Raw genomic sequence first — 9,592 nt, 5'->3', positions numbered from 1 at the left:
TGACCAATCGTCCCGATGTTCACATGCGGTTTCGTGCGTTCAAACTTTGCCTTCGCCATGATGGCATCTCCTGTTCGTTCGGTTGCGGTGGGCTTGGGCCCACCCTACGGGGTGGTAGGGCGGGGTGATCCCCGCCGCACCGGTTATGCGTATTTCTTCTGGATTTCCTGGCTCAGGTTGTCCGGAACGGTGTCGTAATGGTCGAACTCCATCGAGAACACAGCACGGCCCGAGGTCATCGAGCGCAGCGTGTTGATATAGCCGAACATGTTGGCCAGCGGGACCATAGCGGCGATGACGTTCGCGTTGCCGCGGCTGTCCTGGCCGTTGATCATGCCCCGACGCGAGGTCAGGTCGCCGATGACGCCGCCGGTGTATTCTTCCGGGGTCACCACTTCGACTTTCATGATCGGTTCCAGCAGCTTTGCGCCGGCCTTTTTCAGACCATCGCGCATTGCAGCCCGCGAAGCGATTTCAAAAGCCAGCACCGAGGAGTCAACGTCGTGGAATGCGCCGTCGATCAGGGCCACTTTGAAGTCGATCACCGGGAAGCCTGCCAAAGGACCCGAGTCCATGACCGACTTGATGCCTTTTTCGACGCCAGGAATGTATTCCTTCGGCACCGCACCGCCCACGATCTTGGATTCGAACGAATAGCCTTCGCCCGGTTCCGTCGGCGAGATCACCAACTTGACGCGCGCGAACTGGCCGGTACCACCGGTTTGTTTCTTGTGCGTATAGTCGATTTCATGCTCGCGCGAGATCGTTTCGCGATAAGCCACCTGCGGCTGACCGATATTGGCCTCGACCTTGAACTCACGACGCATCCGGTCAACCAGGATATCGAGGTGAAGTTCGCCCATGCCCTTCATGATGGTCTGGCCCGATTCCAGATCGGTTTCGACGCGGAAGGACGGGTCTTCTGCTGCCAGACGGGCCAAAGCGATGCCCATCTTTTCTTGGTCAGCTTTGGTTTTCGGCTCGACCGCGATCTCGATCACCGGGACCGGGAAGGTCATGGTTTCCAGAACAACAGGCGCTGCCGGATCGCAAAGCGTGTCACCGGTCGTCGTTTCCTTCAGACCGCCCAAGGCGATGATGTCGCCTGCAAAAGCTTCGGTGATTTCTTCACGCTCGATGGCGTGCATCATCATCATACGGCCAACGCGCTCTTTGCGCTGCTTGGTCGCGTTCAGCATCGCATCGCCCTTGGCCAGCTTGCCCGAATAGATCCGGGTAAAGGTCAAGGAACCGACGAAGGGGTCGTTCATGATCTTGAAGGCCAGCCCCGAGAAGGGTTGGTCATCATCGGCCGAACGGGCGATGTTGCGGGTTTCCGACTCGTCGCCCGGCGCAAAGCCCATGTAAGCCGGGACGTCCAGCGGGCTGGGCAGATAGTCGATCACGGCGTTGAGCAAGGGCTGAACGCCTTTGTTCTTGAACGAGGAACCAGCCATCACCGGGATGAAGTCAATGGCGAGCGTCCCCTTGCGGATCAGCGCGCGCAGTTCTTCGGCGGTCGGCTCTTTGCCGTCCAGATAGGCTTCCATCGCGGCATCGTCTTGGCCGACGGCGGTTTCCAAGAGGTTCAAGCGCCATTCCTGGGCTTCATCCACGAGTTCCGCACGGATCGGCTGACGAACCCAGGAAGCACCCAGATCTTCGCCCTGATAGACCCACTCTTCCATGGTCACCAGGTCGATGATGCCTTCCAGCTTGTCCTCGGCCCCGATGGGCAGAACGATCGGCATGGCATTGGCACCGGTCCGGTCCTTGATCATGCGAACGCATTTCAGGAAGTCAGCGCCCGTCTTGTCCATTTTGTTGACAAAGACGATCCGCGGAACCTTGTAGCGGTCGGCCTGACGCCAGACGGTTTCGGTCTGCGGCTCAACGCCAGCGTTGCCGTCCAGCAGAACGACAGCACCGTCCAGAACGGCCAGCGAACGTTCGACTTCGATGGTGAAATCGACGTGGCCGGGGGTGTCGATGATGTTGAAGCGGAACTTGTCCGCCGCAGAACCGGTTGCGCCCGAGTCAACGGTGCGGTTCCAGAACGTCGTCGTTGCCGCCGACGTGATGGTGATCCCGCGCTCTTGCTCTTGCTCCATCCAGTCCATCGTCGCAGCGCCATCATGCACTTCGCCGATTTTGTGGGACTTGCCTGTGTAATACAGGATGCGTTCGGACGTGGTGGTTTTGCCCGCGTCGATATGGGCAATGATCCCGAAGTTCCGATAGCGCGTCAGTGGGTAATCGCGTGCCATTCTGGGAATCCCTTACCAGCGATAGTGGCTGAATGCTTTGTTCGCATCGGCCATCTTGTGGGTGTCTTCCCGCTTTTTCACGGCGGTACCACGGTTGTTCACGGCATCCGACAGTTCGGCGGCCAGACGCTCTTCCATGGTGTTTTCGTTGCGCTTGCGGGCCGCGATGATCAGCCAGCGGATCGCCAGAGCCTCGCGGCGCTCGGCGCGCACTTCGACCGGAACCTGATAGGTGGCCCCGCCCACACGGCGCGAGCGCACTTCAAGTGACGGCTTCACATTGTCCAGCGCTTCGTGGAAGCACTCGATCGGTTCGCGCTTCAGACGCGACTGGACACGGTCCAGCGCACCATAGACGATGCTTTCAGCGACGGATTTTTTGCCGTCCAGCATCAGGTTGTTCATGAACTTGGTCAGAACCCGGTCGCCATACTTGGCATCGGGCAGAATTTCGCGCTTTTCGGCGGCGTGACGACGAGACATATCTTAAATCCTCACTTCGGACGCTTGGCGCCGTATTTCGAACGACGCTGGCGACGGTCTTTGACGCCTTGCGTATCAAGCACACCGCGCAGGATGTGGTAGCGGACGCCCGGAAGGTCTTTTACCCGGCCGCCGCGGATCAGAACAACCGAGTGCTCTTGCAGGTTGTGCTTTTCGCCCGGAATGTAGCTGATGACCTCGAAACCGTTGGTCAGGCGCACCTTGGCCACTTTCCGCATAGCGGAGTTCGGCTTTTTCGGCGTCGTCGTGTAGACGCGGGTGCAGACGCCACGCTTTTGCGGGCAGGATTCCAAGTGCTGCGACTTGGACTTTCTTACGTTGGCTTCCCGCGGCTTGCGGATAAGCTGTTGGATCGTCGGCATTCACATACCCCTTTTGCGCCATCGGCGCTGTCAATACTCGCACCCGGCCCCGGGCGCACTGCTTCTCGACGTCGCTTTGCGCGAATCGCAAAACGATAAAACCGCGGCCTGCCCCTTTGGCGGGGGCGGTGCGGTGGAATTCCAGAGGATCGGGGCATTTCGGCCCGGATCATGACCACATCAAGCAATCTGATCCCAAAGTTCGGGCGGACCTGCCCCTTGGGATGGGGGGCGTATAGGGTGAGTCTGTCGGACTGTCAACATGCGCTGATGGGCGGCAAGGCCGCTATGCACGGGCCGCGCGTTTCAAATGTCGTTCGCGCAAAAGCGTGAAGATGCCGCTGCCGACAACGATGGTCGCCCCGATCAGGGTCAAGGCATCGGGCAGGCTGTTGAAGAGCAGCCATCCGGCAATCAGGGCCCAGATAAGGGACATATAGCGGAAAGGCGCGATCAGGCCGATATCGCCTGCCCGCATGACCATGACAACGGTCAGATAGCCGATGATCAGATTGGCTGCTGCGGCCAGCAGCAAAAGGGCGTTCCAGCCGGTCAAGGCCACGGGTTGCTCGAAAAGAATGCCGATGCCGCCCATGATTGTGACAGCGAGCGAGGCCCAGAGAGCCACTGTAAGGGAAGGGACCGCGGACGAAACGCCCCGCGCGGCCAGGTCGCGGACCATGACCGTCAGAACTGAGGCCAGGCCGAGCAGCGACCAGACCGTAAATCCAGAGGTTCCGGGTTGGATGATCAGGATGACGCCCACGAACCCCACAAGAATGGCCGACAGGCGACGCCAACCGATTCGTTCCTTGAAGATCAGAGCGGCGGCCAGAGTCACGACCAAGGGCAGCGACTGCATGATGGCCGAAAGATTGGCGAGATCCATATGTTGCAAGGCGGTCAAGAAGGTGAGGGTTGCGGCCACCTCGGCTGCGGTACGCAGGGTCATGATGCCCATGTCACGGCCGGGCGGCAGCAGAACCAATTGACGCATCACAAGCGCCATGATCAGAAGCCCGGCTGTGGTGACAATGCCGCGCAGGGTGATCGCCTGGAACAGCGGCATGGTCTGCATCACGGCCTTCATCGCCGTATCGTTCAGTGTGAACACCAGCATCGCCAGGTTCATCAAGAGAATGCCACGCAGATTGTCGGACAAGAGATTCACGCCATTGCAATTCCGATTTGGCCTATCAGCCTGCCCTGCCCGGCGAAAGTCCTATTGCGCGAGACGGGCCAGTTCTTGGCTAAGCTTTTCCAAATCGATGGCGAATCTTTCCCGCATGATCCTTTTGGGGGGACCGGGCAGATCGACTGGCGTGCCAACCCGCACAGCATCGCGGCTGTCGTTTTCCGCATGCCGCCCCCGCAGAAACATGACCTGATCGGCTAGGGACAGAAGCGGAAAGAAATGGCCGAGTTTGTGATGGGCGAAACTCATCACCGAATTGCGAAAACCCGATGGGGTAAATAGCGCCAAGGCCGCTGGATGCTGATGCGATATCTGTGGATGCAACATCAGATGCCCGGTCTGTCCAGTATCCAGCGTAATGCCGAATGAATAATCCAAGGCCACAGCCTTGCCAGCGCCGGCCATCAACGGGTCAACAAGAGCCCGATAGTCCTGCCGAAGCCGCGCCACGAAGTCGACGGCGACAGCATCGTCATCATCCAAACGAAACTGGGCTGTGGCCTGGGCCAAAGCGTCGATTTGCGCGTGGAGAACAGCGGTGCACACACCGCGGTGCGGCAGTGGGTCTTCTTGCACCAGACGAATCTGGGGAATGTCGGCAACCAACGCCCGCAACCGGTCAAATTGCGGGAAGTCCCGGCCCGTCAGCACGATCAGGGTGAAATCTGCGTCGGTTTGTGCCCGCAGGGCTGGCAGCGTAACATGGGTGAACCAGCCGAACCGCCGATCCAAACGGGCTGGATCATAAAGAAATGCGCGCTGCGCGGCCAGGCTGGGCTGAGCCTGTTTGAAGCCGCCGATCGCCAGATAGGAAAATCGGCATAGTCCCAGAACCTGCAATCGCTTGGTCATTCGCTGCCCCCTGCCCTTCTGCATAGCGGTCAAAGGAAAGGTCCGGCAAGGCTGTTGCCTTGCCGGACCTGATCAATACACCGCGTAGGAACCGGGCTTACTCTTCCCGGCTCTCCACGGTTTCCACCAGCCCGCTATCAGCGTCGTCCTCAAAAACCGCCATCGGCGCGGCCAAGGCCACGGCCGCCTCGGCTTCGGAGCGGCGGGCGTCGATCACCGTCTGATCGCGGTCGGTGGCGATCTTCTTGATCCGCGAAGTGGCCCCACCCGTCCCTGCCGGGATCAGACGGCCCACGATCACGTTCTCTTTCAGACCGACAAGTTTGTCGCGCTTGCCTTGAACCGAGGCTTCGGTCAGCACCCGCGTCGTTTCCTGGAACGAGGCCGCCGAGATGAAGCTGCGGGTTTGCAGCGACGCCTTGGTGATCCCCAGCAGAACCGGCTCGGCCTTGGCCTCGCGCAGGCCACGGGCCCGTGCCTTGGCGTTTTCCTCGTCCAGTTCGATCTTTTCGACCTGTTCGCCTTTCAGCAACGTGGTTTCACCCGAATCCAGCACTTCGAACTTTTGCAGCATCTGCCGCACGATGACTTCGATGTGCTTGTCGTTGATCTTCACGCCTTGCAGCCGATAAACGTCCTGCACTTCGTCGATCATGTAGTTGGCCAAGGCCTCGATCCCCATGATCCGCAGGATGTCATGCGGCGCGGGGTTGCCGTCCATGATGTAATCGCCCTTCTGGACGAAGTCGCCTTCCTGCACCGGAATATGTTTCCCTTTCGGGATCATGTATTCCATCGGCGTCAGCGTTTCATCGACGGGTTCCACCGTGATCCGACGTTTGTTCTTATAGTCCTTGCCGAAGCGCACATAGCCATCGCTTTCGGCGATGATCGCGTGATCTTTCGGACGGCGGGCTTCGAACAGTTCGGCCACGCGCGGCAGACCCCCGGTGATGTCCTTGGTCTTGGCCCCTTCGCGCGGAATACGGGCCACCACGTCGCCCGGACGCAGTTCCTGACCGTCTTCCACCGAAAGGATTGCGTCCACCGACATCGGATAGGTGATCGGATTGCCCGCGTCGTTGCGCACCGGTTCCCCCGTTTCCGGGTTCATGATGATGACCTCGGGCTTCAGTTCGTTGCCTTTCGGCGCGGAACGCCAATCGGTTACGATCTTCTGCGTCATGCCTGTCGCTTCGTCGGTTTCGTCCCGCACCGAGATGCCGCTGATCAGATCCACAAAGCGCGCCACACCGCCCTTTTCGGCGATGATCGGCAGGGTATAGGGATCCCACTCGAACAGCTTGGTCCCACGCTTGACCGCCTGACCGTCGGTGACATGCACCTTGGCCCCGTAAGTCAACTTGTGCGCGGCGCGTTCTGCCCCGGTCTCATCCAGGATGGCAATCTGCATGTTCCGGCCAACCACGATGTTTTCGCCGGCCACATTGGCCAGCAGGTTGGTGTTGCGGAACTCGATCTTGCCCTCTTGGCTGGCTTCGAGGAAGGACTGTTGCCCACCCTGCGCCACGCCACCGATGTGGAAGGTCCGCATCGTCAGCTGCGTGCCCGGCTCGCCGATGGACTGGGCTGCGATGATCCCCACGGCTTCGCCGATGTTCACCAAGGTGCCCCGTGCCAAGTCACGACCATAGCATTGCGCGCAAACACCCTCTTCCGCTTCGCAGGTCAGCGGCGAACGGATGCGGGCGGTCTGCACATGGGCCTGATCAATGGCGTCGGCTTTGCGTTCGTCGATCACTTCGCCGCGCGCCACGATCACCTCGTCGGTGCCCGGCACCACGATGTCATCGGCCGCCACACGGCCCAGCACGCGTTCGGCCAGCGACAGGACCAGTTCCCCATCGTTCACCGCCGCTTCCGCCGTGATCGCGTTTTCGGTGCCGCAGTCATGGACACGCACGATGCAATCCTGCGCCACGTCCACCAGACGCCGCGTCAGATAGCCCGAGTTCGCGGTTTTCAGCGCGGTGTCCGACAGACCTTTCCGCGCGCCATGGGTCGAGTTGAAGTATTCAAGAACGGTCAGACCTTCCTTGAAGTTCGAGATGATCGGCGTTTCGATGATTTCGCCCGAAGGTTTCGCCATCAGGCCGCGCATCGCGCCCAGCTGCTTCATCTGGGTCACGGAACCCCGCGCCCCAGAGTGGGCCATCATATAGACCGAGTTCGGTTCACGTTCCGAACCGTTGTCATCATGACGCACCGCCGAAATGGTGGCCATCATCGCCTCGGTCACCTTGTCGTTGCACTTGGACCAGGCATCGACAACCTTGTTGTATTTCTCGCCCTGCGTGATCAGACCGTCCAGATACTGTTGTTCAAAACCAGCCACCTGTTCCTTGACGTCATTCACGATTTCCCACTTGCTGTCCGGGATCACCATGTCGTCCTTGCCGAACGAAATCCCGGCGCGGAAGGCTTCGCGGAAGCCCATCGTCATGATCTGGTCGCAGAAAATGACCGACTCTTTCTGCCCGCAATAGCGGTAGACGGTGTCGATGACGTTCTGCACGTCTTTCTTCCGCAGCAGGCGGTTCACCAGTTCGAACGGCGCTTTCGCGTTCAGTGGCAGCAGGTTGCCCAGACGCAGACGACCGGGGGTCGTCTCGTAACGCTTCCAGACTTCGTTGCCGGTTTCGTCGATCTGCTTGATCCGCGCCTTGATCCGGGCGTGCAGATGCACGGCCCCGGCGGCCAGGGCGTGTTCTACTTCTTCGACATCGGCAAAGGCCATGCCTTCGCCGACCATGCCCTTGCGTTCCATGGTCGTGTAGTAAAGCCCAAGAACCATGTCCTGCGACGGAACAATGATCGGCGCGCCGTTGGCGGGCGACAGAACGTTGTTCGTCGACATCATCAGAACACGCGCTTCCAGCTGGGCTTCCAGCGAAAGCGGCACGTGAACAGCCATCTGGTCGCCGTCAAAGTCGGCGTTAAAGGCCGAACAGACCAGCGGGTGCAGCTGGATTGCCTTGCCTTCGATCAGGATCGGCTCGAACGCCTGAATCCCCAGACGGTGTAGCGTGGGGGCCCGGTTCAGCAGAACCGGATGTTCGCGGATCACTTCGTCCAGGATATCCCAAACCTCGGGACGTTCCTTTTCCACCAGCTTTTTCGCCTGCTTCACGGTACTGGAAAGCCCTTTGGCCTCCAGTCGCGAATAGATGAACGGCTTGAACAGCTCCAAAGCCATCTTCTTCGGCAGGCCGCACTGGTGAAGCTTCAGTTCCGGCCCGGTCACGATGACCGAACGGCCCGAGAAGTCCACCCGTTTGCCAAGCAAGTTCTGACGGAAACGGCCCTGTTTGCCTTTCAGCATGTCGGACAAAGATTTCAGCGGGCGCTTGTTCGTGCCCGTGATCACCCGGCCCCGACGGCCGTTGTCAAACAGCGCATCGACCGCTTCTTGCAGCATCCGCTTTTCGTTGCGCACGATGATATCGGGCGCCCGCAATTCGATCAGCCGCTTCAGACGGTTGTTCCGGTTAATGACCCGACGATACAGGTCGTTCAGGTCAGAGGTCGCAAAGCGGCCCCCGTCCAGCGGCACCAGCGGGCGCAGCTCCGGCGGGATCACCGGCAGCACGGTCAGAACCATCCACTCCGGCCGGTTGCCGGATTCCAAGAACGACTCGACAATCTTCAGCCGCTTGATGATCTTTTTCGGCTTCAGCTCGCCCGTCGCCTCTTTCAGCTCTTCCCGCAGGGTTTCCGCGGTCTGATCCAGATCGATGTTCGCCAGCATCTCGCGGATCGCTTCGGCCCCGATGTTCGCGGTGAAAGCATCCGCGCCATAGGTGTCTTGCGCATCCAGATACTCTTCCTCGGTCATCAGCTGACCATAGGACAGGTCAGTCAGACCCGGTTCGATGACGACATAGTTTTCGAAATACAGAATGCGTTCCAGATCGCGCAGCGTCATGTCGAGCATCAGCCCGATCCGCGACGGCAGCGATTTCAGGAACCAGATATGCGCAACGGGTGCCGCCAGTTCGATATGGCCCATCCGTTCGCGCCGCACCTTTTGCAGCGTGACCTCAACACCGCATTTTTCGCAGACAACGCCGCGATATTTCATGCGCTTGTACTTGCCGCAAAGGCATTCGTAGTCCTTGATCGGCCCAAAGATCCGGGCGCAGAACAGCCCGTCCCGTTCGGGTTTAAAGGTCCGGTAGTTGATCGTTTCCGGCTTCTTGATCTCGCCATACGACCACGAAAGGATCCGCTCGGGCGAGGCCAGGCTAATCTTGATTTCGTCAAAGGTCTTGACGGGGGCAACCGGGTTGAACGGGTTCGTCGTGAGTTCCTGGTTCATTTCATTTCCTAAGAATGGGGGCGGCGGGGGAAGGTTGCATGGCGGGGAAACCCCGCCCTACAGGGGGCGTAGG

The 9,592-nt window shown here is 59.8% G+C and carries 6 protein-coding genes; all 6 read right to left on the bottom strand.

Translation table 11 applies throughout. The features are described 5' to 3' along the window. Nucleotides 1-143: 143 nt before the first annotated feature. The 6 genes from fusA to rpoC all read right to left on the bottom strand — a co-directional run bounded on the left by fusA (nt 144) and on the right by rpoC (nt 9,519). Nucleotides 144-2,267, bottom strand: a complete 2,124-nt coding sequence (fusA, locus tag IE095_RS10425; RefSeq protein WP_189411580.1) for an elongation factor G — start codon at nt 2,265-2,267, stop codon at nt 144-146. A gap of 12 nt (nt 2,268-2,279) precedes the next feature. Then, the gene (gene rpsG, locus IE095_RS10420) at nt 2,280-2,750 is read right to left on the bottom strand and encodes a 30S ribosomal protein S7 (RefSeq protein ID WP_189411579.1); all 471 of its coding nucleotides are present in this window, start codon (nt 2,748-2,750) and stop codon (nt 2,280-2,282) included. Between the two features lie 11 nt (nt 2,751-2,761). Beyond that, on the bottom strand, nt 2,762-3,133 hold the full coding sequence (gene rpsL, locus IE095_RS10415; protein WP_165014620.1) for a 30S ribosomal protein S12: 372 nt from the start codon (nt 3,131-3,133) through the stop codon (nt 2,762-2,764). A 286-nt stretch (nt 3,134-3,419) separates the two neighbouring features. Then, nucleotides 3,420-4,304, bottom strand: coding sequence for a DMT family transporter (locus tag IE095_RS10410; RefSeq protein ID WP_268247716.1), 885 nt, complete (start codon nt 4,302-4,304; stop codon nt 3,420-3,422). Nucleotides 4,305-4,355: 51 nt separating this feature from the next. After that, nucleotides 4,356-5,180 (bottom strand): glycosyltransferase, encoded by an 825-nt coding sequence (locus tag IE095_RS10405; RefSeq protein WP_189411578.1) that lies wholly within the window; start codon nt 5,178-5,180, stop codon nt 4,356-4,358. 97 nt (nt 5,181-5,277) lie between these two features. Beyond that, nucleotides 5,278-9,519, bottom strand: a complete 4,242-nt coding sequence (gene rpoC / locus IE095_RS10400; protein WP_189411577.1) for a DNA-directed RNA polymerase subunit beta' — start codon at nt 9,517-9,519, stop codon at nt 5,278-5,280. Nucleotides 9,520-9,592: the final 73 nt, after the last annotated feature.

Origin of the sequence: Neogemmobacter tilapiae (genome assembly GCF_014652215.1) — a bacterium.
Taxonomy (GTDB): Bacteria; Pseudomonadota; Alphaproteobacteria; order Rhodobacterales; family Rhodobacteraceae; genus Neogemmobacter; species Neogemmobacter tilapiae.
This window is presented reverse-complemented; position numbering and strand designations above follow the sequence as displayed.